Origin of the sequence: Nocardiopsis oceanisediminis (genome assembly GCF_048595525.1) — a bacterium.
GTDB lineage: Bacteria > Actinomycetota > Actinomycetes > Streptosporangiales > Streptosporangiaceae > Nocardiopsis_A > Nocardiopsis_A oceanisediminis.
In genome coordinates, this window is sequence record NZ_JAFMZJ010000001.1 from 6,408,715 (window position 1) to 6,431,683 (window position 22,969).

Genomic DNA, 22,969 nt, shown 5'->3' on the forward strand with positions numbered 1-22,969 from the left:
GTTTTCCTTTCCCACGGCCGCCCGCTATATGACGGCCACTGGACGGCTCCGCGGCCGCGGAGCCTCTTCAACTGCCTACCCGCTCCGCGGGGGCCCGTATCGGGCCCCGCGGGCGGCGCGGCGCGGCGCTGCCCGGCTCAGACCCGGCGGCGCTTCGGCGGACGGCAGCCGTTGTGCGGCACCGGCGTGACGTCCTGGATGGAGCCCACCTCCAGGCCGGTGGCCTGGAGCGAGCGGATGGCGGTCTCGCGGCCGGAGCCCGGACCCTTGACGAAGACGTCGACCTTGCGCACCCCGTGCTCCTGGGCGCGGCGGGCGGCGGCCTCGGCGGCCATCTGCGCGGCGAACGGGGTGGACTTGCGCGACCCCTTGAAGCCGACCTGCCCGGAGCTCGCCCACGAGATCACCGCACCGGTCGGGTCGGTGATGCTCACGATGGTGTTGTTGAACGTGCTCTTGATGTGAGCATGCCCGTGGGCGATGTTCTTCTTTTCCTTGCGGCGCACCTTGCGCGCGGCGCCCTGCTGGCGGCCCTTAGGCGGCATTCCTTCACTCTCCCAAGATCATCGATCCGTACGGCTCACGTGCGTGCGGAGCCGGGCGGACTACTTCTTGCCGGCCTTCTTCTTGCCGGCCACGGTCTTCTTCTTGCCCTTGCGGGTGCGGGCGTTGGTCTGCGTGCGCTGACCGTGGACCGGAAGGCCGCGGCGGTGACGGATGCCCTGGTAGCAGGCGATCTCCATCTTGCGGCGGATGTCGGCCTGGACCTCGCGCCGCAGGTCGCCCTCGACCTGGTAGTTCGCGTCGATCCAGTCGCGCAGGCGGCCGAGCTCGTCCTCGGTGAGCTGGTGCACGCGGGTGTCGGGGCTGACCCCGGTGTTCTTGAGGGTCTCGATCGCGCGGGTGCGGCCGATCCCGAAAACATAGGTGAGAGCGATCTCCACGCGCTTGTCGCGCGGGAGGTCGACGCCGGAAAGGCGTGCCATGTGGGCGAAGCTCCTTCGTGCTGTGCGGAGGTCTTACCCGTTCCACTGCCCTCTCGTCGCCCTTTCGACGAGGCCCCGGCCTCCGACCGGGGGTTGTCCCCGCGCACCGCGGGAACCGGAACAGGCCTTCTTCAAACGCTTTGCGCCGGGAAGAGCCGGCGCCGGGGGTCTAGCCCTGGCGCTGCTTGTGGCGCGGGTCCGAGCAGATGACCATGATCCGGCCGTGGCGGCGGATCACTCGGCACTTCGCGCAGATCTTCTTGACGCTCGGCTTGACCTTCATGGTGTCTCCGAACTCGGGCCGCCTTGGCCGTCCCCGGGGGACCGGGGCGGCGGCGGGCGGCCTTGGTGGCTACTTGTAGCGGTAAACGATGCGCCCGCGGGTGAGGTCGTACGGGCTCAGCTCCACCACGACGCGGTCGTCGGGGAGGATGCGGATGTAGTGCATCCGCATCTTGCCGCTGATGTGGGCAAGGACCTTGTGCCCGTTGTCGAGCTCCACTCGGAACATCGCGTTGGGTAGGGACTCGATAACGGAGCCCTCGATCTCGATGGCGCCGTCTTTCTTAGCCATATCCTCCACGCTTCAGGAATCGCCCCCGGGCGGAGCCGGGGAAGCATAAGACCGGTCGGCCCGGATCGGGCCGACGGGGCACACTGCTGAATCGAACATTGACAATCAGGTCAACTGCGACAGCATACGCACTGATCCCAGCGGATGCGAAAGAAGGCAGCCGGACCCAACAACCCGAGTGTGGGCATGGCCAGTCTATCCTGTCCGCACCACTGCCCGGTCACCCGCGGCGCGGCGGCGGGAGGTCACTCCCCCGCCTCCTCGGCCTCACCGCCGCCCCGCTGCAGCAGGGCCAGGGTGATGGTGATGAAGAGCATCACGATCCCCCACGGGAAGAGCACCCAGAGGAACCACGGGTAGCCGACCTCCCCGGTGAGGAAGAGGATCAGCCAGATGACGAAGCACAGGGTGTTCACCCCGGCCCACAGCCCCCACGGGATGAGCAGCGCGGGGTCGCGGAGGACCCCCCGCTCCGGCGGCAGTGCGGCGGCGGGCTCGGCGCGGACCGCCGCCGGCTCCGGCGCGGCCGCCTCCCCGTCCGGGAGGTCGCCGGTCACCGCCTCCAGCTCGCGCCGGGTGCGCGCCCGGTAGGCCGACTCCAGCCGGGAGCTGAACTCCCCGCTGTCCAGCCGCCCCTGCGCGAAGCTCTCCTGGAGGAACTTGGCGACCCGGTCCCGCTCGCCGTCTCCGGCCCTCAGGTCGAGGGGGTCATCGACCACGGATCCACCGCCCTCGCCCGAAAAAGCCCGCCCTTACGCTGACGGGCCCATCCTATAGGGAGGGGCCCGCCCGCGGATTCCGGTCCGATTCCGGTCCTACCGGCCCGGGTCGGGGAAGCCCCGGCGGGCGATGTCGTCCCGGTCGTCCTCCCGGGCGGTGAGCACCAGCGGGCCGTCCGCGGTGACCGCGACGGTGTGCTCGAAGTGCGCGGAGCGGGCCCCGTCCCGGGTGACCACGGTCCAGTCGTCCTCCAGCACCGCCACGTGCCGGGTGCCCCGGTTGGTCATCGGCTCGATGGCGAGGACCACGCCCTCCACCAGTTCGAGCCCCTTGCCGGGCCGCCCGTGGTTGAGCACGTGCGGCTCCATGTGCATCTCGGTGCCGATGCCGTGCCCGCCGTACTCCTGGACGTTGCCGTAGCGCCCCTGGGAGCGCATGTAGGAGTCGATGGCGTGGCCGATGTCGCCGAGCCGGCGCCCGGGGCGCAGCTGGTCGATCCCGCGCCACATGGACTCCCGGCAGACGTCCATCATCTTCCGGTCCGCCTCGGAGACCTCGCCGACCGCGATCGTGATCGCCGAGTCGCCGTGCCAGCCGTCCAGGATCGCCCCGCAGTCCACCGAGACGGTGTCGCCCTCGCGGAGCACCCGCTCGGCCCGCGGGATGCCGTGCACGACCTCCTCGTTGACCGAGGCGCAGATGGAGCCGGGGAAGGCCGGCACCCCGCCGCCGCCCCCGTAGCCCTTGAAGGAGGGGATCGCGCCGGCCTCCCGGATCACCCGCTCCGCGACCGCGTCCAGGTCGAGCGTGGAGACCCCGGGGGCCGCGGCGGCGCGCACCTCGTTGAGGGCGCGCGCCACCACCTTGCCGGCCTCGCGCATCTTCGCGATCTGCTCCGGGGTCTTGACCTGGATGTCCGGCCGGGCCTTGCGGAACATCAGGACCCGGTTCCGAGCGCGCTCAGCGCTCTGCCGGTGACCTCGGTGACCTCGGCGACCGCCTCGATCGTCACCAGCACGCCCTGCTCCGCGTAGAAGGCGACCAGCGGCTCGGTCTGCTCCCGGTACACCTGGAGGCGGTGCCGGATGACGTCCTCGCGGTCGTCGTCGCGCTGGTAGAGCTCGCCGCCGCAGGCGTCGCAGACGCCCTTCTTCGCCGGCGGGTCGTATTCGAGGTGGTAGACCCGGCCGCACTCCCGGCAGGAGCGGCGCCCGGAGAGGCGCTTGACCACCTCGTCCTCGTCGACCTTGAGCTCCAGGACCGCGTCGAGGGCGGTGCCCATCTCCTTGAGCATGCCGTCCAGCGTCTCCGCCTGGGCGACATTGCGCGGGAACCCGTCGAGCAGGAAGCCCTCGCGGGCGTCCGGCTCACCGAGCCGGGCGCGCACCATCTCGTTGGTGACCTCGTCGGGGACGAGGTCGCCGCGGTCCATGTAGCTCTTGGCACGCTTGCCGAGCTCGGTACCGCCACTCACGTTGGCCCGGAAGATGTCACCGGTGGACACCTTGGGGATGGACAGTTCTGACGCCAGGAGCTGGGCCTGGGTGCCTTTCCCGGCACCCGGGGGACCCACAAGTACGGCACGCACTATCGCAGAAAACCTTCGTAGTTCCGCTGCTGGAGGTGAGACTCGATCTGTTTCACCGTGTCCAGCCCGACACCGACCATGATCAGGATGCTCGTACCGCCGAACGGGAAGTTCTGCGACGCGCCGGACGCGCCCAGAGCCACCATCGGCAGCAGAGCGATGACCCCGAGGTACAGGGATCCGGGGGTCGTCAGCCGGGTCAGGACGTAGTCCAGGTACTCCGCGGTCGGACGCCCGGGCCGGATACCCGGGATGAACCCACCGTACTTCTTCATGTTGTCGGCGACTTCAGCGGGGTTGAAGGTGATGGCCACGTAGAAGAACGCGAACCCGATGATCAGTACGAAGAACGTGGCCATGTAGACCGGATGCGTGCCCCCGACGAAGTACTCGTTGAGAAACTTCACAACGGGGTTGTCGGAGTTCTGCCCGAACAGGCCGATGGCCAGCTGCGGGAGGTAGAGCAGCGAGGAGGCGAAGATGACCGGGATGATGCCGGCCTGGTTCACCTTGAGCGGGATGTAGGTGGAGCTGCCGCCGAACATCCGCCGGCCCACCATCCGCTTGGCGTAGTGCACCGGGATCCGGCGCTGCGCCTGCTCGATGAAGACGACCCCGGCGATCAGCACGATGCCGGCGACGCAGATGAGCACGAAGACCCAGGTGTCCTGCTCCTGCCAGATGGTCCCGATCGAGGACGGGAACATCGCGACGACCTGGGTGAAGATCAGCAGGGACATGCCGTTGCCGACGCCGCGCTCGGTGATCAGCTCACCGAACCACATGATGACCGCGGTCCCCGCCGTCATGGTGAACACCATGGTGATCAGGGTCAGCAGGTCGTCGTTGGGCATGTAGGTCTGCACCGGGATCTGCTGCTGGAACAGCTGGCCGCTGCGCGCCATCGCGATGAAGCTCGTGGACTGCAGGACCGCCAGCGCCAGCGTCAGGTACCGCGTGTACTGGGTGATCTTGGCCTGGCCGGCCTGGCCCTCCTTCTTGAGGGCCTCCAGCCGCGGGATCACCACGGTCAGCAGGTTGATGATGATGCTCGCGGTGATGTAGGGCATGATGCCCAGCGCGAACACCGTCAGCTGCAGCAGGGCCCCGCCGCTGAACAGGTTGATCAGGGAGTAGATCCCCGAGTCGTCGGCGGACTGCACGGCCTCCAGCTGGTCGCGGATGGCCGCCGAGTCGATCCCCGGCGCCGGGATGACCGATCCCAACCGGAAGACGGTCAGGATGAAAATGGTGAACAGCAGCTTGTTACGCAGGTCGGGCGTGCGGAACGCACGAACGAACGCACCTAGCACGTCTCCTCCTGCGCGGCTTCGGCGGCGGAACCGGTTCGAGACATCGCGGCCGATCCTGAATCGTCGTAGGTCGTCGGCACCGGGTGCGCGCCCGGAACCCTGGAGTCATCGGTCAAGCAGTAAGGCACTGTAACAGCCAATCGCCCGTCTGGCGGGCCGCGGAAGCGCTCGGGGGCGCCCGCCGGTACCCAACCTAATGGGTTCTACCGGCGAGCGCCCCCGCATCGCTTCACTGCCCGGGATCGGATCCCTCTACAGCTCGGTGGCGGTGCCACCGGCCGCTGCGATCTTCTCCTTGGCCGAGGCGGAGAACGCGTCCGCGCTCACCCGCACCGCCACGGAGATCTCCCCGGTGCCCAGCACCTTCACGAGCTGGTTCTTGCGAACCGCGCCCTTGGCGACCAGGTCGGCGACGGTGACCTCGCCGCCCTCCGGGTACAGCTCCGCGAGCTTGTCCAGGTTGACCACCTGGTACTCCTTGCGGAACTTCGCGTTGCTGAAGCCCTTGAGCTTCGGCAGCCGCCGGATCAGGGGCATCTGGCCGCCCTCGAAGCCGACCGGCACGGTGGAGCGGGCCTTGGTGCCCTTGGTGCCGCGACCGGCCGTCTTGCCCTTGGACGCCTCGCCGCGGCCCTTGCGGACCTTGGACTTGTTGGCGCCGGGGGCCGGACGCAGGTGGTGGAGCTTGAGCAGCTCGTCGGTGTTGTTCTCGCTCATTCGCCGACCTCCTCGACGGAAACGAGGTGCGCAACGATCGTGATCTGGCCGCGGACCTCGGGGCGGTCCTCGCGGACGACGGAGCGCCCGATCTTGCCCAGACCCAGCGAGCGCAGGTTGTCGTGCTGCTTCGCGGTGCCGCCGATCTTCGAGCGGACCTGCGTGATCTTCAGCTTCGCCATGTCAGGCACCCGCCTTCGCTTCCGCGCGGGCGCGCAGCATGGCGGCCGGGGCGACGTCCTCGACCGGCAGGCCGCGGCGGGCCGCGATCTCCTCCGGGCGGTTCAGGCCCTTCAGCGCCGCCACGGTGGCGTGCACGATGTTCAGCGGGTTGGACGAGCCGAGCGACTTGCTGAGCACGTCGTGGATCCCGGCGCACTCCAGCACGGCGCGGACCGGACCGCCGGCGATCACACCGGTACCCGGGGCGGCCGGGCGCAGCAGGACGACGCCGGCGGCGTCCTCACCCTGCACCTGGTGCGTGATGGTGCCCTGGATGCGCGGGACGCGGAAGAAGTTCTTCTTCGCCTCCTCGACACCCTTGGCGATGGCGGCCGGAACTTCCTTGGCCTTGCCGTAACCCACGCCCACCATGCCGTTGCCGTCGCCGACGACGACCAGCGCGGTGAAGCTGAACCGCCGGCCGCCCTTGACGACCTTGGCGACCCGGTTGATGGTCACGACCTTTTCGATGTAGGAGACACCCTTGTCTGCGGCGCCGCCGCGGCGATCGTCACGGCGGTCACGCCGCTCGCCACCGGCGCCGCGCCGCGGAGCTGCAGCCATCAGTGGTTCCTCTTCCCGTCGATTTCGATGCTTCGGACCGAGTTCGTCACCTTAGAACTCCAGCCCGCCGGAGCGCGCACCCTCGGCGAGGGCGGCGATGCGGCCGTGGTACCGGTTGCCGCCGCGGTCGAAGACGACGGCGCTGACACCGGCGTCCTTGGCGCGCTGAGCGATCAGCTCGCCGACCTTCTGCGACTTCTCGGTCTTGGTGCCCTCCGCAGAGCGCAGCGAGGCGTCCAGGGTGGAGGCGGACACCAGGGTGTGGCCCTTGGTGTCGTCCACGATCTGGGCGACGATGTGCTTGGAGGAGCGGGTGACCACCAGGCGCGGACGCGCCTCGGTGCCGGAGACCTTCTTGCGGACCCGCAGGTGCCGGCGGGCCCGGGAGGCCGTGCGCGCGGCGGTGCCCTTGCGGACCGCGGTCGAGCTCTTCGCCATGCTTACTTACCAGCCTTCCCCGCCTTGGAGCGGATCTGCTCGCCCTGGTACCGCACGCCCTTCTTCTTGTACGGGTCGGGCTTGCGCAGACCGCGGATGTTCGCGGCGACCTGGCCGACGAGCTGCTTGTCGATGCCCTCGACGTGCAGCAGGGTCGGCTTCTCCACCCGGAAGGTGATGCCCTCCGGGGGCTCGATCACGACGGGGTGGCTGTAGCCCAGGGAGAACTCCAGGTTGGAGCCCTTGGCCTGGACCCGGTAGCCGACGCCGTGGATCTCCAGGGTCTTGGTGAAGCCCTTGGAGACGCCCTCGACCAGGTTGGCGATGAGTGCGCGGTTGAGGCCGTGCAGCGAACGGGTCTCCGGCTTGTCATCCGGCCGGGCCAGGACGACGCGGCCGTCCTCCTGGGTCTCGACCGTGATCGGCTCGGTCACCGTGTGGTGCAGCGTGCCCTTCGGCCCCTTGACAGTGACGTCTTGCCCGTCAATCGTGACTTCGACGCCCTTGGGGGCCGAGACCGGCAGTCGACCAATACGCGACATGCTGAAATCTCTCCCTCTACCAGACGTAGGCGAGGACTTCGCCGCCCACGCCGCGCTTCTTGGCCTGCTTGTCCGTCATCAGGCCACCGGACGTCGAAATGATCGCCACGCCGAGGCCGCCCAGGACGCGCGGCAGGTTCTCCTTCTTCGCGTAGACCCGCAGGCCCGGCTTGGAGACCCGGCGGACGCCGGCGATGGAGCGCTCCCGGGTGGGGCCGTACTTCAGCTCCACCACGAGGTTCTTGCCCACCGGGGCGTCCTCGGTGCGCCAGCTCTGGACGTAGCCCTCCTGCTGGAGGATCTCGGCGATGTGCGCCTTGATCTTGGAATACGGCATCGTCACGGAGTCGTGGTAAGCCGAATTCGCGTTGCGCAGACGCGTCAGCATGTCTGCGATCGGGTCGGTCATTGTCATGGCCGATAGGCCCTTCCTCGCCGTGGTTTCCCCAAGGACAGGCGGGTCCATTTCCCGTCTGCTCCCCCGCCTGCGGCGGAGGTTCCTCTAGGACCTACGGCGTGGTCGTGGGCACCGCTCCGGACGTACCGGTGCCGTGCCCTGTCGTATGCGTCGAATTGCTTCCGGAGCGGACTCCGGGAGGGGAGAGGGGACGGGGCCCGCCGCGCGGAGCGCGGCCGGGGCCCCGTTCGGCCCCTGCTGCCGGCCGGTTGCTACCAGCTGGACTTGGTGATGCCCGGCAGCTCGCCCTTGTGCGCCATCTCGCGGAAGCAGATGCGGCACAGGCCGAACTTCCGGAACACGGCGCGCGGACGGCCGCAGCGCGAGCAACGAGTATACCCGCGGACAGCGAACTTCGGCTTCCGGTTCGCCTTGGCGATCAGTGCCTTCTTAGCCATACCCGCTCCCTCAGGCTTCCTTGAAGGGGAAACCGAGCCGCTTGAGCAGGCTGCGCCCCTCCTCGTCGGTGGTCGCGGTCGTGACGACCGTGATGTCCATCCCGCGCTGGCGGTCGACCTTGTCCGGGTCGACCTCGTGGAACATGACCTGCTCGGTCAGGCCGAAGGTGTAGTTGCCGTTCCCGTCGAACTGCTTCGGGGAAAGGCCCCGGAAGTCGCGGATCCGCGGCAGCGCCAGGGAGAGCAGCCGGTCGAGGAACTCCCACATCCGGTCGTTGCGCAGCGTCACGCTGGCGCCGATCGGCTGCCCCTCGCGCAGCTTGAACTGCGCGATGGACTTCTTGGCCCGGTTGAGCTTGGGCTTCTGGCCGGTGATCGCGGTGATGTCCGCGATGGCGCCCTGGATCAGCTTCGCGTCCCGGGCGGCCTCGCCGACACCCATGTTGACCACGATCTTGGTCAGACCGGGGACCTGCATGATGTTGGCGTAGCCGAACTCCTCGCGGAGCCCGGAGACGATCTCCTCGCGGTACTTCGCCTTGAGCCGCGGCAGCGCCGGAGCCTCGATGTCGTTGGTGACCGTCATCAGATGTCCTTACCGGTACGGCGGGAGATCCGAACCTTGGTGCCGTCTTCCTCGAAGCGGTAGCCGACGCGGCTGGCCTTGCCGTCCACCACGATGGCCACGTTGCTCACGTGGATCGGGGCCTCCTTGGTGACGACCTCACCCTGCTGGCCGCCGGCCGGATTCGCCTTCTTGTGCTTCTTGATGAGGTTGACGCCCTCGACGACGACACGCTGCTCCTTGGGAAGGGCCTTGAGGACCTTCCCGGTGGCACCCTTGTCCTTGCCGGCGATGACGATGACCTCGTCGTCCTTTTTGATCTTCATCGCCTAGAGCACCTCCGGCGCTAGCGAGATGATGCGCATGAACTTCTTGTCCCGCAGCTCCCGGCCGACCGGACCGAAGATGCGGGTGCCTCGCGGGTCCCCACCGTCCTTGATGAGCACGGCGGCGTTCTCATCGAAGCGGATGTAGGAGCCGTCGGGCCGGCGGCGCTCCTTGGTGGTGCGCACGACAACGGCCTTGACGACATCGCCCTTCTTCACGCCCGCGCCGGGAAGGGCGTCCTTCACCGTCGCCACGATCGTGTCGCCGATGCCCGCGTAGCGCCGACCCGAGCCGCCGAGGACACGGATGGTCAAGATCTCCTTGGCCCCCGTGTTGTCGGCGACCTTGAGTCGCGACTCCTGCTGAATCACGTCTGCTCCTGATATATGCGCGCGGACGCACTGTCCGCACTGCTAGGTGGTCTCACCCCTTGGGCGGCCGATCTCCACCAACCGGCCGCCGAGGCAGGGGTCTACTTAGCCTTCTCCAGGATCTCCACGACGCGCCAGCGCTTGGTCGCCGACAGCGGGCGGGTCTCCATCAGGCGGACCCGGTCGCCGACGCCGCAGATCTCGGCCTCGTCGTGGGCCTTGTACTTGGTGGTGCGGCGGATGACCTTGCCGTACAGCGCGTGCTTGACGCGGTCCTCCACCTCGACGACCACGGTCTTCGACATCTTGTCGCTGACCACGAGGCCTTCGCGCACCTTGCGGTAGTTGCGAGCGGTCTGCTGCTCGTTGGTCTCGCTCATTCGGCTGCTTCCTTCGTCTTCTCAGCCGACTCGCCTGCCAGCGGCATGATGCCCAGCTCGTGCTCCCGCAGGACCGTGTAGATGCGGGCGATCTCGCGCTTGACGATCCGCAGTCGACCGTGGTTGTCCAGCTGCCCGGTGGCAGCCTGGAAGCGCAGGTTGAACAGCTCTTCCTTCGCCTCCTTGAGCTTGCCGACCAGGTCCTCGGCGGACTGGTCCCGCAGCTCCTGGGCGGTCGTGGACTTCGCCATTACTCCCACACCTCCCGCTTCACGAACTTGCACCGCATCGGGAGCTTGTGCATCGCCCGACGCAAGGCCTCCTTGGCCACCGGCTCCGGCACGCCGGCCAGCTCGAACATGACGCGTCCGGGCTTGACCGGGGCCACCCACCACTCGGGGGAGCCCTTACCGGAACCCATGCGGGTCTCGGCCGGCTTCTTGGTCAGCGGGCGGTCCGGGAAGATGTTGATCCACACCTTGCCGCCGCGCTTGATGTGACGGGTCATGGCGATACGAGCGGCCTCGATCTGCCGGTTGGTGACGTAGGCGGCGTCCAGGGCCTGGATGCCGTACTCACCGAAGTTGACCGTCGTGCCACCCTTGGCGCGCCCGCGCAGGTCCGGGTGGTGCTGCTTGCGGTACTTGACCTTCCGGGGAATGAGCATCGGTCAGCTCCCCTCGTTCCCGGACTTCTCGGCGCCCTGAGTCGCCTCGGCGGGCGCGCTGGACTTGCCCTCGGCCTGCTGGCCCTGGCCGCCGCGGCGGCGGCGCTGCGGACGCTCGCGGCGCTGACCGCCGCCACCGCCCGGGGCGCGCTGCGCGGCCTGCTTGGCCTCGCGCTCGGCGCGGGTGGCCGGGGCGTCGCCCTTGTAGATCCACACCTTGACGCCGATGCGGCCGAAGGTGGTGCGGGCCTCGAAGAAGCCGTAGTCGATGTCGGCGCGGAGCGTGTGCAGCGGCACACGGCCCTCGCGGTAGAACTCCGACCGGCTCATCTCGGCGCCGCCCAGGCGGCCGCCGCACTGGATGCGGATGCCCTTGGCGCCGCTCTTCATCGCGCTCTGGATCGCCTTGCGCATGGCGCGCCGGAAGGCGACCCGGCTGGCCAGCTGCTCGGCGACGCCCTGCGCGACGAGCTGGGCCTCGGTCTCGGGGTTCTTGACCTCGAGGATGTTGAGCTGGACCTGCTTCTTGGTCAGCTTCTCGAGGTCGCCCCGGATCCGGTCGGCCTCGGAGCCGCGCCGGCCGATGACGATGCCGGGGCGGGCGGTGTGGATGTCCACCCGCACGCGCTCACGGGTGCGCTCGATCTCGACCTTGGCGATTCCGGCCCGCTCCATGCCGCGGTTGAGCATGCGGCGGATGGCCACGTCTTCCTTGACGTAGTCCTTGTACTGCTTGTCGGCGTACCAGCGGCTCTTGTAATCCGTGGTCACCCCGAGCCGGAACCCGTGCGGGTTGATCTTCTGCCCCACTATCGGGTCCTTTCCTTCGTCTCACTGGGCTCGACGACCACGGTGATGTGGCTCGTGCGCTTGGTGACGCGGAAGGCACGGCCGAAGCCTCGCGGGCGGATGCGCTTGAGGGTCGGGCCCTCATCCACCCATGCAGCGCCGACGACCAGCGTCTCGCGGTCGAGCTTGTCGTTGTGCTCGGCATTGGCGATGGCGCTCGCGAGCACCTTCCCCACCGGCTCGCTCGCCGCCTGCGGCGCGAACCGGAGAACCGCCTGTGCCTCGTCAGCGGGCAACCCGCGAATAAGGTCCACCACCCGGCGGGCCTTGCGGGGCGTGACGCGGACGAACCGCGCCTGTGCCCTCGTTCCCATCGCTTTTCCCTCGCTCACGGAAATCTCCTCCCCACGCACCGTGGGGACATGGTTCATCTTGGATCTGCAACCGCTAACGGCGGCTACGGCGGTCTTCCTTGACGTGGCTCCGGAAAGTACGCGTGGGAGCGAACTCGCCGAGCTTGTGGCCGACCATCGCCTCGGAGACGAAGACCGGGACGTGCTTGCGGCCGTCGTGCACGGCGAGCGTGTGCCCGATCATCTCAGGGATGATCATGGAGCGGCGCGACCACGTCTTGATGACGTTCTTGGTGCCCTTCTCGTTCTGGTCCTCCACCTTCTTCATCAGGTGGTGGTCCACGAAGGGGCCCTTCTTAAGGCTACGTGGCATCAGACGTGCTCCTTACCGCTTCTTCTTGCCGCTGCGCCGACGCCGCACGATGTACTTGTCGCTGGCCTTGTTCTTGCTGCGGGTACGGCCTTCCTTCTTACCCGCGGGGTTCACCGGGTGGCGGCCGCCGGAGGTCTTGCCCTCACCACCACCGTGCGGGTGGTCCACCGGGTTCATGACCACACCGCGGACGGTCGGGCGCTTGCCCTTCCACCGCATGCGGCCGGCCTTGCCCCAGTTGATGTTGGACTGCTCGGCGTTGCCGACCTGTCCGACCGTGGCGCGGCAGGTGATCTCCACCATCCGCATCTCGCCGGAGGGCATGCGCAGCGTGGCGTAGTTGCCCTCCTTCGCCAGCAGCTGGATCTGCGTGCCGGCGGAGCGGCCGAGCTTGGCGCCCCCGCCCGGCTTGAGCTCGACCGCGTGCACGAACGTACCCGTGGGGATGTTGCGCAGCGGGAGGCAGTTGCCGGGCTTGATGTCCGACGTGGGGCCGTTCTCGACCCGGTCGCCCTGCTTCAGGCCGGCCGGCGCGAGGATGTAGCGCTTCTCGCCGTCCACGTAGTGGAGCAGCGCGATGCGGGCGGTCCGGTTCGGGTCGTACTCGATGTGAGCGACCTTGGCCGGAACGCCGTCCTTGTCGTGCCGGCGGAAGTCGATGATGCGGTAGGCACGCTTGTGGCCGCCGCCCTGGTGGCGGGTGGTGATGCGGCCGTGCCCGTTCCGCCCGCCCTTGGAGTGGAGCGGACGCACCAGGGACTTCTCCGGCTCGGAGCGCGTGATCTCAGCGAAGTCGCTCACGCTGGAGCCGCGACGACCCGGTGTCGTCGGCTTGTACTTACGAATGCCCATCTTCTTCGTGCATTCCTTTACATGTGTTGCTGGTCGAAGCGGTCGGACGCCGCGACGCCCGGATCAGACGCCGAAGATGTCGATCCGGTCGCCGTCGGCCACCGTGATGATGGCGCGCTTGGTGTCCGGGCGCTTCCCGTAACCGAAGCGGGTCCGCTTCCGCTTGCCCTTGCGGTTGACCGTGTTCACGGAGTCGACCTTCACCTCGAAGATCTTCTCCACCGCGATCTTGATCTGCGTCTTGTTGGCGTCGGGGCGGACGAGGAAGGTGTACTGGTTCTGGTCCTGCAGCCCGTAGCTCTTCTCGGAGATCACCGGTTCGATGATGATGTCCCGAGGGTCGGGGATCCTCACTGCTCGTCCTCCTCCGGCTTCGCGGCCTGCGAGGCACCCGAAGCGTGCGCCAGGAACTCCTCGTAGCCGCGCTCGGTGAAGACCACGTCGTCGGCGTAGAGGACGTCGTAGGTGTTCACCTGGTCCGCGTCGAGGATGTGCACCTCGCCGAGGTTGCGCAGCGCGAGGCGGTTGGTCTCGTCGTTGCGGTCCAGGACCACCAGCACCTTGTCGGAGTCGGTGACCTGGCGCAGGGCCTTCAGCGCGGTCTGGGTCCGCTTGCTGGTGACGTCGTCCCCGACGAACCCGGAGAGGACGTGCACCCGGCCGTGGCGGGCCCGGTCCGACAGGGCGCCGCGGAGCGCGGCGGCCTTCATCTTCTTCGGGGTCCGCTGGGAGTAGTCCCGCGGCTGCGGGCCGTGCACCGTGCCGCCGCCCTTGAACTGCGGAGCGCGGATCGAGCCCTGGCGGGCCCGGCCGGTGCCCTTCTGCCGGTACGGCTTCTTGCCGCCGCCGCGGACCTCGCCGCGGGTCTTGGTGGCGTGCGTACCCTGGCGGCCCGCGGCCTGCTGGGCGATGACGACCTGGTGCATCAGCGGGATGTTCGCCTGCTGGTCGAAGATCGCCTCCGGGAGCTCAACGCTCCGGCCGGCCGCGCCCTCGGGTCCCTTGACCTCGATGGTCGCCATTGTCAGTTCTCCCCCTTCACGGCGGTGCGGACGAGCACCAGCCCGCCGTTGGGGCCGGGCACCGCGCCCTTCACCAGGATGAGGCCCTTCTCCGCGTCGACCCCGTGCACCTTGAGGTTCTGCACGGTCTTGCGGGCGTTGCCCATACGGCCGGCCATCCGCATGCCCTTGAACACGCGGCCGGGCGTGGCGCAGCCGCCGATCGCACCGGGCTTGCGGTGCACCTTGTGCGCACCGTGCGAGGCCTTCATACCGGCGAAGCCGTGCCGCTTCATGACACCGGCGAAGCCCTTGCCCTTGGTCTTGCCCGTGACGTCGACCAGCTGGCCGGCCTCGAACACGTCCGCGGTGAGCTCCTGGCCGAGGGTGTACTCGGTGGCGTCGGAGGTCCGCACCTCGACGTAGTGCCGGCGCGGGGTCAGCTCGTGCTTGCGCAGGTAGTCGCCGAGCGGCTTGTTGACCTTGCGCGGGTTGATCTGCCCGTAGCCGAGCTGGACGGCGGTGTAGCCGTCGGTCTCCGGGGTCCGGACGCGCGTCACGACGCACGGACCGGCCTTCAGGACCGTCACGGGCACGATCTTGCCCGATTCGTCGAAGACCTGGGTCATGCCGAGCTTCTCGCCCAGGACTCCCTTGATCTGCTTGGTGGCCATGTCTGTGCGTCCCTTAAAGCTTGATCTCGATGTCGACGCCGGCCGGGAGGTCGAGCCGCATGAGCGAATCGACGGTCTTCGGCGTCGGGTCGATGATGTCGATCAGCCGCTTGTGCGTGCGCATCTCGAAGTGCTCCCGCGAGTCCTTGTACTTGTGCGGAGAGCGGATGACGCAGTACACGTTCTTTTCCGTCGGCAACGGCACCGGGCCAGCGACCTGCGCGCCGGTCCGCGTCACGGTCTCGACGATCTTGCGAGCCGAGCTGTCGATGACCTCGTGGTCATAGGCCTTGAGCCGAATGCGGATCTTCTGTCCCGCCATGGTGGCCTTTTCGTCCTTCGCTTCAGTGTCCGTAGAGGCTGGTCCCGGCTGCCCGGTCCCGTATACCCCCATCAGGGGCGCCCTGTGAGGCTCTATTCACCTGAGAAACCGCTGCAGGGCTTTCCCCTGAGGTGCATCACCGCTACAGAGCCCGATGACGTCGTTCATGGTGTGGCGGCCGGGCCGGCCAGGCGGCCCGACCGCCACATACGGTCGTGCTACTTGATGATCTTGGTGACGCGACCGGCGCCGACAGTCCGGCCACCCTCGCGGATGGCGAACTTCAGGCCCTCCTCCATCGCGACCGGCTGGATCAGCTGGACGGTCATCCCGGTGTTGTCGCCGGGCATGACCATCTCGGTGCCCTCGGGGAGGGTCACGACGCCGGTGACGTCGGTGGTCCGGAAGTAGAACTGCGGGCGGTAGTTGTTGAAGAACGGGGTGTGGCGGCCGCCCTCGTCCTTGGAGAGGATGACGACCTGGCCCTCGAACTCCGTGTGCGGGGTCGTGGTGCCCGGCTTGATCACGACCTGGCCGCGCTCGACGTCCTCGCGCTTGATGCCGCGGAGCAGCAGGCCGACGTTGTCGCCCGCCTGGCCCTGGTCGAGGAGCTTGCGGAACATCTCCACACCGGTGACGGTGGTGGTCTGCTTCTCCTCCTTGATGCCGACGATGTCAACGGTCTCGTTGACGTTGACGACACCCCGCTCGATGCGGCCGGTCACCACGGTGCCGCGGCCGGTGATCGAGAAGACGTCCTCGATCGGCATCAGGAACGGCTTGTCGGTGTCGCGCTGCGGCTCGGGGATGTTCTCGTCCACGGCCTTCATCAGCTCGAGGACGGAGTTGCCCCACTCGGAGTCGCCCTCGAGCGCCTTCAGAGCGGAGACCTTGACGACCGGAACGTCGTCGCCGGGGAACTCGTACTCGTTGAGCAGCTCGCGGATCTCGAGCTCGACCAGCTCGAAGATCTCCTCGTCGTCGACCATGTCGGCCTTGTTCAGCGCGACGACGATGTAGGGCACGCCGACCTGGCGGGCCAGGAGCACGTGCTCCTTGGTCTGCGGCATCGGGCCGTCGGTGGCGGCGACCACCAGGATCGCGCCGTCCATCTGGGCGGCACCGGTGATCATGTTCTTGACGTAGTCGGCGTGGCCGGGGCAGTCGACGTGGGCGTAGTGCCGGGCCTCGGTCTGGTACTCGACGTGGGCGACGGAGATGGTGATACCGCGCTCGCGCTCCTCAGGAGCGTTGTCGATGTCCTCGAACGGGGTGAACGGGTTCAGCTCCGGGTACGCGTCGTGCAGCACCTTGGTGATCGCGGCGGTAAGAGTGGTCTTGCCGTGGTCGATGTGCCCGATGGTGCCGATGTTGACGTGCGGCTTGGTCCGCTCGAACTTGGCCTTAGCCACTGGATCTCTCCTAGACGTACAGAGTTTCTAGCTGACTGGTTACGCGTTCGCGGTTTATTCGCCGCGGACCTTCGCCACGATCTCCTCCTGGACGCTGGAGGGAACCTCCGCGTAGGAGTCGAAGACCATGGTGTAGTTGGCCCGGCCCTGCGTACGGCTCCGCAGGTCCCCCACGTAGCCGAACATCTCCGACAGGGGCACCAGGGCCTTGACGACCCGGACACCGGAGCGCTCGTCCATCGACTGGACCTGACCGCGCCGGCTGTTCAGGTCGCCGATCACGTCGCCCATGTACTCCTCGGGCGTCGTGACCTCGACCGCCATGACCGGCTCGAGGATGACCGGCTTCGCCTTGCGAGCGGCGTCCTTGAAGGCCATGGAGCCTGCGACCTTGAAGGCCAGCTCGGAGGAGTCCACGTCGTGGTAGGCGCCGTCCTGCAGGGTCACCTTGACCCCGACGATCGGGTACCCGGCGAGGACACCGAACTCGGCGGCCTCCTGGCAGCCGGCGTCCACGGACGGGATGTACTCCCGCGGGATGCGGCCGCCGCTGATGTTGTTGACGAACTCGTAACCGGCGCTGTCGCCGTCTTCCTCGGCCGCGAGCGGCTCAAGGTCGATGATGACGCGGCCGAACTGGCCCGAGCCACCGGTCTGCTTCTTGTGGGTGTACTCGACCTTCTCGACCTTCTTGCGAATGGTCTCGCGGTAGGCCACCTGGGGCTTGCCGATGTTCGCCTCGACCCGGAACTCGTCCCGCATGCGGTTGACGAGGACCTCGAGGTGCAGCTCGCCCATGCCGGAGATCACGGTCTGGCCGGTCTCCTCCGAGGAGGACACCTGGAAGGAGGGGTCCTCGTCGGCGAGCCGCTGGATCGCGATGGAGAGCTTCTCCTGGTCGCTCTTGGTCTTCGGCTCGATGGCGACCTCGATGACCGGGGCCGGGAAGGTCATGGACTCCAGGACGATCGGCGACGCGGGGTCGCACAGGGTCTCGCCCGTGGTGGTGTCCTTGAGACCCATGACGGCGACGATGTCGCCGGCGCCCACGCGCTGGATCTCCTCCCGCTTGTTGGAGTGCATCCGGTAGATCTTGCCGATGCGCTCCTTGCGGCCCTTGAGGCTGTTCAGCACCTGGGTGCCGGCCTCCAGGACACCGGAGTAGACGCGCACGTAGGTCAGCTTGCCCAGGTGCGGGTCGCTCATGATCTTGAAGACCAGGGCCGAGAGCGGCTCCTCCTCGCTGGGCTTGCGCTCCAGCTTGGTCTCCTCGGTCTCGTCCTTGGGGTCGTGGCCCTCGACGGCCTCGACGTCGGTCGGGGACGGGAGGTAGGCGACGATCGCGTCGAGCAGGGGCTGCACGCCCTTGTTCTTGAACGCGGTGCCGCACACGACCGGGATCGCGGTGCCGGCGATGCAGGCGCGGCGGATGGCCGGGACGATCTGCTCCTCGGAGGGCTCGTCGCCCTCCAGGTAGAGCTCCATGATCTCGTCGTCGGCCTCGGCCAGCGTCTCGATCATCTTGTCCCGGGCCTCGCGAGCGGCGTCGACGTGGGTGTCCGGGATGTCGATGGTCTCGTAGGCCTCGCCCATCTTGGCGTCTTCGGTCCAGACGTAGGCCTTCATCCGGACCAGGTCGATGACGCCCTTGAAGTCGCCCTCGGCACCGATCGGCAGCTGGATCGGCATCGGGTTGGCGCCAAGGCGCTCGGTGAACATGTCGACGCAGCGCTGGAACTCGGCGCCGACCTTGTCCATCTTGTTGACGAAGCAGATCCGCGGCACGTTGTACCGGTCGGCCTGGCGCCACACCTGCTCCGACTGCGGCTCGACGCCCTCCTTGGCGTCGAACACCGCCACCGCGCCGTCCAGCACGCGCAGCGACCGCTCGACCTCGACCGTGAAGTCGACGTGGCCGGGCGTGTCGATGATGTTGATGGTGGTGTCGCCCCAGTGGGTGGTGGTGGCAGCAGAGGTGATGGTGATACCCCTCTCCTGCTCCTCCTTCATCCAGTCCATCGTGGCGGCGCCGTCGTGGACCTCGCCCACCTTGTGGGTCACACCGGTGTAGAAGAGGATCCGCTCAGTCGTCGTGGTCTTGCCCGCGTCGATATGAGCCATGATCCCGATGTTGCGGACCTTGGCAAGGTCAAGAGCAGTGGTAGCCATGTGGCTCGTCTTCTCTCGGTCTCAGGTATCGATTCGCCCGCGGGGGTTACCAGCGGTAGTGGGCGAAGGCCTTGTTGGACTCCGCCATCTTGTGCGTGTCCTCGCGGCGCTTGACGCTGGCGCCGAGCCCGTTGCTCGCGTCGACCAGCTCGTTGAGGAGCCGCTCGGTCATGGTCTTCTCACGGCGCTGCCGCGAGTAGCCGACCAGCCAGCGCAGCGCGAGGGTGGTGCTCCGGGAGGCGCGGACCTCGACCGGGACCTGGTAGGTGGCGCCACCGACGCGGCGGCTGCGCACCTCCAGGGAGGGCTTGACGTTGTCGAGCGCGCGCTTGAGCACGACGAGCGGGTCCTGCCCGGTCTTCTCCCGGGCGCCCTCCAGCGCGCCGTACACGATGTTCTGCGCGATCGAGCGCTTGCCGTCCAGCAGCACCTTGTTGATGAGTGCGGTGACGAGCGGCGATCCGTAGACCGGGTCGGTGATCAGCTGGCGCTTCGGCGCCGGCCCCTTGCGCGGCATGCTTACTTCTCCTTCTTAGCGCCGTAACGGCTGCGCGCCTGCTTGCGGTTACGGACGCCCTGGGTGTCGAGTGAACCGCGGACGATCCGGTAGCGGACACCCGGCAGGTCCTTCACACGGCCGCCGCGCACGAGCACGATGGAGTGCTCCTGCAGGTTGTGGCCGATGCCGGGAATGTAGGCCGTGACCTCGATCCCGCTGCTCAGCTTCACACGGGCGACCTTGCGCAGCGCGGAGTTCGGCTTCTTCGGCGTAGTGGTGTAGACACGCGTGCACACACCACGACGCTGCGGACTCCCCTTCAGCGCCGGGGTCTTGTTCTTTGCGACCTTGTCCTGTCGGCCCTTGCGGACCAGCTGCTGGATGGTGGGCACCGCGTCTCCGTCTTCCTCGTGACCTACGCCGGTTCTGTAGCCGTTGTCGCTATCGACCTGCTGGATTTCCCGTTCCCCCCGACCCCCGCATCCGGGCGTGTCGCGCTCTATCCCGAGAGATGGCCGACAATCGAATGCGCCGACCTGACGGCCGGTCGTCCTGGGAGGAGGTGTCACGCGGCGCCGGATCCGCGAGGCGGGGGATCCCCGGATTGCGAATTGGGCGCGCACGTGTGACCCGTTGGCTCACGGGCACGAAGTTCAAGGGTACCGAAGGGGTCCTGCCCGGTCAAAACGGAAACCGACGCCCTCGGTACCGCCGCTTCGCGCCTTGATGCTGCCGTAGGCCTCTACCAGTGTACGACCTCTGAGCAGTGCTCGCGTTGAATATTCGAGCCCCCGGAGCACGGCGGACCGCCCGTTCCGCCCGGGAAACGCCGACGGCGCCCGCCCGCGGCCGGATGGTCCGCGAACGGGCGCCGCTTCCGGGGGCGGCGCGGCCGGAAAGCGTGTCCAAGGACACTCCGGCCGCGGCGCCCCGGGCGCCGCCGGAGCGGGCGGCGCCTCAGATGAGGAAGAGCACGGCCAGCACCGCCTCCACCACGAACAGCCCGATGCCGGCCCAGGCCAGCACCGTCCCGGTCCGGGCCAGGCCCTCGCCCTCCAGCTCCCCCTCGGAGTCGCGGATGGCGCGGATCGCCCCGGGCGCGGTGACCAGCGCGAGGACCGCGGTGACCAGGCCGACCACCGGGACCAGCGCGATGACGCCGAACCACAGCGCGCGCACCGCGCCCGGCTCGTTCTCCGGCCAGTCGTCGATGTTGTCGTAGCCGGGGTAGGCGTCCCCCGCCACGGCGCCGGGCGGGCGGTCGTCGAAGCCGGGGAAGTCCTCCTGGACCGGGTCCCGGCGCGCCCGGCGGCCGCGGGGCTCGCCGGGGCCGCCCGGACCGGCCGGGTCGTAGCCGTCCTCGCCGTAGGGCTCCCCGTAGGGGTCCCCGCCGTAGGAGTCCTCGGCGCCGTAGGGTCCGGCCGGACCGCGGCGGCCGGCGTCCCGGTCGTCCCACTCCTCCGGCCCGCCGGGCCCCTGGAGGTCGCCGTACCGGTCGTCCGGCCGGTGCTCCTCGTAGGGCCCGCCGTAGGGGGAGCCGTCCCCGGGGCCGCCGTAGGCCTGGTCGGGCCTCCGGTCGTAGCGCTCATCGTGGTCGCCGTCCCGGTGGCCGCCGCCGTAGTACTCGTCGTACCCGCCGTCGTAGCGGTCCCCGTACCGGTCGTCCTCGCCCCCGTCCGGCGGCGCCGTGCCGCCGATCGGGACGTCCTGCAGCGCCGGCATGGCCTGGGTCCCCTCGTAGGAGGGGCCCTGGGCGGCCTCCGACCCCCAGGCGCCCGGCGCCGGGCCGGCCTCCGGGGGCTCGGCCGGGAAGCGGTCCTGCCCGGAGGCCTGCTGCGCGGCGATCGCGCCGAGCGGCCCGAGCGGGTCCTCCTCGGCCGCGGCGGCCTTGCGGCGCTCGTCGGCGCGCTGCGCGGCCTCCCGGACGCTGTCCGGCAGCGCCGGATCGTCCCGGCTGAACGCCCAGGTGTTGCCACTGCCGCCGCCCAGGCCGCCGTCACCGGGGGCAGGAGCCTCCGGCGCAGGCGGAGCCGGCGGCTCCTCCCCCAGCGAGGGCCAGGCCCCGGTACCGGCCGGATCGGCCGGGCCGTCCTCGGTGACCGGGCTGAACATCGCGGTGGACTCGGCCGCGGCGGCCTTGCGGCGCTCGTCGGCGCGCTGCGCGGCCTCCCGGACGCTGTCCGGCAGCGCCGGGTCGTCCCGGCTGAACGCCCAGGTGTTCCCGCTGCCGGTGCCCAGGCCGCCGTCGCCCGAGGCCGGGGCCTCCGGCGCGGGCGGAGCCGGCCGCTCGTCCCCGAGGGACGGCCAGGCCCCGGTCCCGGCGGGTTCTCCGGAGGGCGGGGGGAAGTCCTGGAACGGTCCGCCGGCCGGCCGCTCCGGCTCGGAGCGGGCGGACGGGCCGAGCGGGTCCGCGTCGGAGCGCCCGCCCAGCGGGTCGGCGTCGGCACGGCCGCCGAGCGGCCCCAGCGGATCCGCGCCGGGGCGCCCGCCCAGCGGGTCCGGGGCGGGCCGGCCGGCCGGCGCCCCCTGCGGGCCGGTGTCGGGGCGCCCGCCGGCGGGGCCCAGCGGGTCCTCGTCCGAGCGCCCGCCCAGCGGGTCGGCGTCGGCACCGCCGCCGAGCGGCCCCAGCGGATCCGCGCCGGGACGCCCGCCCAGCGGATCCGGGCCGGCGTCCGGACGGCCGCCGCCCAGCGGGTCCGAGCCGAACGGGTCCGTACCGCCCGCCGAACCGGAGGACGGACCGAACGACGGCCACGCCCCGGAGACGGAGTCCGAGGGGCCCTGGCCGCCGGGGGCCGGTCCGGCGTCGGGCACGGGCCGCTCCGCGGAGAGCGGGTCGGGTCCGGGGCGGCCGAACGCCGGCTCCTGGCCCAGCGGGTCGGGTCCGGGGCGGCCGGCGGCGGGGCCCAGCGGGTCCTCGTCCGGGCGCCCGCCCAGCGGGTCCGAGCCGAACGGGTCCGTACCGCCCGCCGAACCGGAGGACGGACCGAACGACGGCCACGCCCCGGAGACGGAGTCGGAAGGGCCCTGGCCGCCGGGGGCGGCCGGGGGCGGGGCGGGCTGCGCCTCGAAGGATCCGGGGTCGGCGGGGGGCGCGGAGGGGGGCGGACCGCCTGCGGGGCGGGCGGCCGACGGGTCGGTTCCGGGCGCGCCGAAGGGGTCGCGGCCGGCGCCGGGGGCGGGCTCCTGGCTCTGCAGGCCGCTCTGCGGGGTCCCGGTGCCGCCGAACCGGTAGGGGCTGCCGTCCGGCGGGGACGGCGGCTCGGCGGCCGGCGGGCGGCCCGGGATGTCCACCGGCTCGGGGGCGTAGGGGCGGCTCAGCGGCGGCTGCGGCCCGCTCGGCTGCGCGGCGCCGGGCTGCGGCGCCGGGCCGGGACCGGGCTGCGGCGCCGCGGGACCGCCGAGGTCGCCCAGGGCGGAGGGGTAGGGCTCGGCCATCGGGGGGCGCTCGCCGCCCATCCCGGGGTAGCCCCCGGTGTTCGGGTATGCCGGACCGGCGCCGGGCTCGGCCGGACGCGGCGCTTCGCCGCCGGGCGGCGCTCCGTCCCCGGCCTCCTCCTCGCCCTCGTACGGGTCCTGGTACTCCGACTGCGTGCGGTACCGGTCGCCGCTGGGCCGGAACCACGAGCCCGCCCCAGAGGCGGGCCCGGGCTCGCTCCCCGGCCTTCCGTACCGGTCTCCCCCGTTTTCCGTCAC

The 22,969-nt window shown here is 69.6% G+C and carries 34 protein-coding genes; all 34 read right to left on the bottom strand.

Annotated elements, in window-relative coordinates; genetic code table 11:
* Positions 1–137 precede the first annotated feature (137 nt).
* A complete protein-coding gene (gene rpsK / locus J0910_RS27890) occupies positions 138–545 on the bottom strand; it encodes a 30S ribosomal protein S11 (protein WP_017593376.1) in 408 nt (135 codons plus the stop codon).
* Between the two features lie 60 nt (positions 546–605).
* Positions 606–986 (bottom strand): 30S ribosomal protein S13, encoded by a 381-nt coding sequence (gene rpsM / locus J0910_RS27895; RefSeq protein ID WP_017593375.1) that lies wholly within the window; start codon positions 984–986, stop codon positions 606–608.
* 169 nt (positions 987–1,155) lie between these two features.
* The gene (gene rpmJ, locus J0910_RS27900) at positions 1,156–1,269 is read right to left on the bottom strand and encodes a 50S ribosomal protein L36 (RefSeq protein WP_017537997.1); all 114 of its coding nucleotides are present in this window, start codon (positions 1,267–1,269) and stop codon (positions 1,156–1,158) included.
* A 69-nt stretch (positions 1,270–1,338) separates the two neighbouring features.
* Positions 1,339–1,560, bottom strand: coding sequence for a translation initiation factor IF-1 (infA, locus tag J0910_RS27905; RefSeq protein WP_017593374.1), 222 nt, complete (start codon positions 1,558–1,560; stop codon positions 1,339–1,341).
* Between the two features lie 245 nt (positions 1,561–1,805).
* Positions 1,806–2,279, bottom strand: coding sequence for a DUF1707 SHOCT-like domain-containing protein (locus J0910_RS27910; RefSeq protein WP_420161500.1), 474 nt, complete (start codon positions 2,277–2,279; stop codon positions 1,806–1,808).
* Between the two features lie 96 nt (positions 2,280–2,375).
* Complete coding sequence (gene map / locus J0910_RS27915; protein WP_420161501.1) at positions 2,376–3,218, bottom strand: type I methionyl aminopeptidase; 843 nt, start codon at positions 3,216–3,218, stop codon at positions 2,376–2,378.
* The gene (locus J0910_RS27920) at positions 3,218–3,868 is read right to left on the bottom strand and encodes an adenylate kinase (protein ID WP_420161502.1); all 651 of its coding nucleotides are present in this window, start codon (positions 3,866–3,868) and stop codon (positions 3,218–3,220) included. The genes map and J0910_RS27920 overlap by 1 nt, the downstream gene beginning before the upstream one ends.
* A complete protein-coding gene (secY, locus tag J0910_RS27925) occupies positions 3,868–5,181 on the bottom strand; it encodes a preprotein translocase subunit SecY (protein WP_420161503.1) in 1,314 nt (437 codons plus the stop codon). The genes J0910_RS27920 and secY overlap by 1 nt, the downstream gene beginning before the upstream one ends.
* 252 nt (positions 5,182–5,433) lie before the next feature.
* Entirely contained in the window at positions 5,434–5,898 is a 465-nt protein-coding gene (gene rplO, locus J0910_RS27930) for a 50S ribosomal protein L15 (RefSeq protein WP_420161504.1), read from the bottom strand.
* Entirely contained in the window at positions 5,895–6,080 is a 186-nt protein-coding gene (rpmD, locus tag J0910_RS27935; protein ID WP_017593368.1) for a 50S ribosomal protein L30, read from the bottom strand. Before rpmD ends, rplO begins: the two co-directional genes overlap by 4 nt.
* A gap of 1 nt (position 6,081) precedes the next feature.
* A complete protein-coding gene (gene rpsE, locus J0910_RS27940; protein WP_017593367.1) occupies positions 6,082–6,684 on the bottom strand; it encodes a 30S ribosomal protein S5 in 603 nt (200 codons plus the stop codon).
* A gap of 51 nt (positions 6,685–6,735) precedes the next feature.
* Positions 6,736–7,122: a 50S ribosomal protein L18 gene (gene rplR / locus J0910_RS27945; protein WP_420161505.1), complete on the bottom strand. Its 387-nt coding sequence runs from the start codon at positions 7,120–7,122 to the stop codon at positions 6,736–6,738.
* Between the two features lie 2 nt (positions 7,123–7,124).
* Positions 7,125–7,664, bottom strand: a complete 540-nt coding sequence (gene rplF / locus J0910_RS27950; protein WP_017593365.1) for a 50S ribosomal protein L6 — start codon at positions 7,662–7,664, stop codon at positions 7,125–7,127.
* A 16-nt stretch (positions 7,665–7,680) separates the two neighbouring features.
* The gene (gene rpsH, locus J0910_RS27955; RefSeq protein WP_420161506.1) at positions 7,681–8,079 is read right to left on the bottom strand and encodes a 30S ribosomal protein S8; all 399 of its coding nucleotides are present in this window, start codon (positions 8,077–8,079) and stop codon (positions 7,681–7,683) included.
* Positions 8,080–8,333: 254 nt separating this feature from the next.
* Positions 8,334–8,519 carry a type Z 30S ribosomal protein S14 gene (locus J0910_RS27960; RefSeq protein ID WP_420161507.1) on the bottom strand — a complete coding sequence of 62 codons (186 nt, stop codon included), beginning with the start codon at positions 8,517–8,519 and terminating at the stop codon, positions 8,334–8,336.
* A gap of 10 nt (positions 8,520–8,529) precedes the next feature.
* Entirely contained in the window at positions 8,530–9,105 is a 576-nt protein-coding gene (gene rplE / locus J0910_RS27965; RefSeq protein ID WP_420161508.1) for a 50S ribosomal protein L5, read from the bottom strand.
* Positions 9,105–9,410, bottom strand: a complete 306-nt coding sequence (gene rplX, locus J0910_RS27970; RefSeq protein ID WP_420161509.1) for a 50S ribosomal protein L24 — start codon at positions 9,408–9,410, stop codon at positions 9,105–9,107. The genes rplE and rplX overlap by 1 nt, the downstream gene beginning before the upstream one ends.
* Before the next feature lie 3 nt (positions 9,411–9,413).
* Positions 9,414–9,782: a 50S ribosomal protein L14 gene (gene rplN / locus J0910_RS27975; protein WP_017593360.1), complete on the bottom strand. Its 369-nt coding sequence runs from the start codon at positions 9,780–9,782 to the stop codon at positions 9,414–9,416.
* A gap of 101 nt (positions 9,783–9,883) precedes the next feature.
* The gene (gene rpsQ / locus J0910_RS27980) at positions 9,884–10,162 is read right to left on the bottom strand and encodes a 30S ribosomal protein S17 (protein WP_017593359.1); all 279 of its coding nucleotides are present in this window, start codon (positions 10,160–10,162) and stop codon (positions 9,884–9,886) included.
* A complete protein-coding gene (rpmC, locus tag J0910_RS27985; protein WP_017593358.1) occupies positions 10,159–10,413 on the bottom strand; it encodes a 50S ribosomal protein L29 in 255 nt (84 codons plus the stop codon). Before rpmC ends, rpsQ begins: the two co-directional genes overlap by 4 nt.
* Positions 10,413–10,829 carry a 50S ribosomal protein L16 gene (rplP, locus tag J0910_RS27990; protein ID WP_017593357.1) on the bottom strand — a complete coding sequence of 139 codons (417 nt, stop codon included), beginning with the start codon at positions 10,827–10,829 and terminating at the stop codon, positions 10,413–10,415. Before rplP ends, rpmC begins: the two co-directional genes overlap by 1 nt.
* Positions 10,830–10,832: 3 nt before the next feature.
* Complete coding sequence (gene rpsC / locus J0910_RS27995) at positions 10,833–11,639, bottom strand: 30S ribosomal protein S3 (RefSeq protein WP_420161510.1); 807 nt, start codon at positions 11,637–11,639, stop codon at positions 10,833–10,835.
* On the bottom strand, positions 11,639–11,992 hold the full coding sequence (rplV, locus tag J0910_RS28000) for a 50S ribosomal protein L22 (protein WP_017593355.1): 354 nt from the start codon (positions 11,990–11,992) through the stop codon (positions 11,639–11,641). Before rplV ends, rpsC begins: the two co-directional genes overlap by 1 nt.
* A 73-nt stretch (positions 11,993–12,065) precedes the next feature.
* A complete protein-coding gene (gene rpsS / locus J0910_RS28005) occupies positions 12,066–12,344 on the bottom strand; it encodes a 30S ribosomal protein S19 (RefSeq protein WP_420161511.1) in 279 nt (92 codons plus the stop codon).
* A gap of 12 nt (positions 12,345–12,356) precedes the next feature.
* Positions 12,357–13,196, bottom strand: coding sequence for a 50S ribosomal protein L2 (rplB, locus tag J0910_RS28010; protein ID WP_026120328.1), 840 nt, complete (start codon positions 13,194–13,196; stop codon positions 12,357–12,359).
* Between the two features lie 63 nt (positions 13,197–13,259).
* Positions 13,260–13,550 carry a 50S ribosomal protein L23 gene (gene rplW / locus J0910_RS28015; protein WP_017593352.1) on the bottom strand — a complete coding sequence of 97 codons (291 nt, stop codon included), beginning with the start codon at positions 13,548–13,550 and terminating at the stop codon, positions 13,260–13,262.
* Positions 13,547–14,218, bottom strand: coding sequence for a 50S ribosomal protein L4 (gene rplD / locus J0910_RS28020; RefSeq protein WP_420161512.1), 672 nt, complete (start codon positions 14,216–14,218; stop codon positions 13,547–13,549). Before rplD ends, rplW begins: the two co-directional genes overlap by 4 nt.
* A gap of 2 nt (positions 14,219–14,220) precedes the next feature.
* On the bottom strand, positions 14,221–14,871 hold the full coding sequence (gene rplC, locus J0910_RS28025; RefSeq protein WP_420161513.1) for a 50S ribosomal protein L3: 651 nt from the start codon (positions 14,869–14,871) through the stop codon (positions 14,221–14,223).
* 13 nt (positions 14,872–14,884) lie between these two features.
* On the bottom strand, positions 14,885–15,193 hold the full coding sequence (gene rpsJ / locus J0910_RS28030) for a 30S ribosomal protein S10 (protein WP_013156110.1): 309 nt from the start codon (positions 15,191–15,193) through the stop codon (positions 14,885–14,887).
* A 218-nt stretch (positions 15,194–15,411) separates the two neighbouring features.
* Positions 15,412–16,605, bottom strand: coding sequence for an elongation factor Tu (gene tuf / locus J0910_RS28035; protein ID WP_420161514.1), 1,194 nt, complete (start codon positions 16,603–16,605; stop codon positions 15,412–15,414).
* Between the two features lie 54 nt (positions 16,606–16,659).
* Positions 16,660–18,774: an elongation factor G gene (gene fusA / locus J0910_RS28040; RefSeq protein ID WP_420161515.1), complete on the bottom strand. Its 2,115-nt coding sequence runs from the start codon at positions 18,772–18,774 to the stop codon at positions 16,660–16,662.
* Positions 18,775–18,820: 46 nt separating this feature from the next.
* Positions 18,821–19,291, bottom strand: coding sequence for a 30S ribosomal protein S7 (gene rpsG, locus J0910_RS28045; protein WP_017593347.1), 471 nt, complete (start codon positions 19,289–19,291; stop codon positions 18,821–18,823).
* Between the two features lie 2 nt (positions 19,292–19,293).
* Positions 19,294–19,665 carry a 30S ribosomal protein S12 gene (gene rpsL, locus J0910_RS28050; protein ID WP_017538026.1) on the bottom strand — a complete coding sequence of 124 codons (372 nt, stop codon included), beginning with the start codon at positions 19,663–19,665 and terminating at the stop codon, positions 19,294–19,296.
* Positions 19,666–20,230: 565 nt separating this feature from the next.
* Positions 20,231–22,711, bottom strand: coding sequence for a hypothetical protein (locus tag J0910_RS28055; RefSeq protein WP_420161516.1), 2,481 nt, complete (start codon positions 22,709–22,711; stop codon positions 20,231–20,233).
* Positions 22,712–22,969 lie beyond the last annotated feature (258 nt).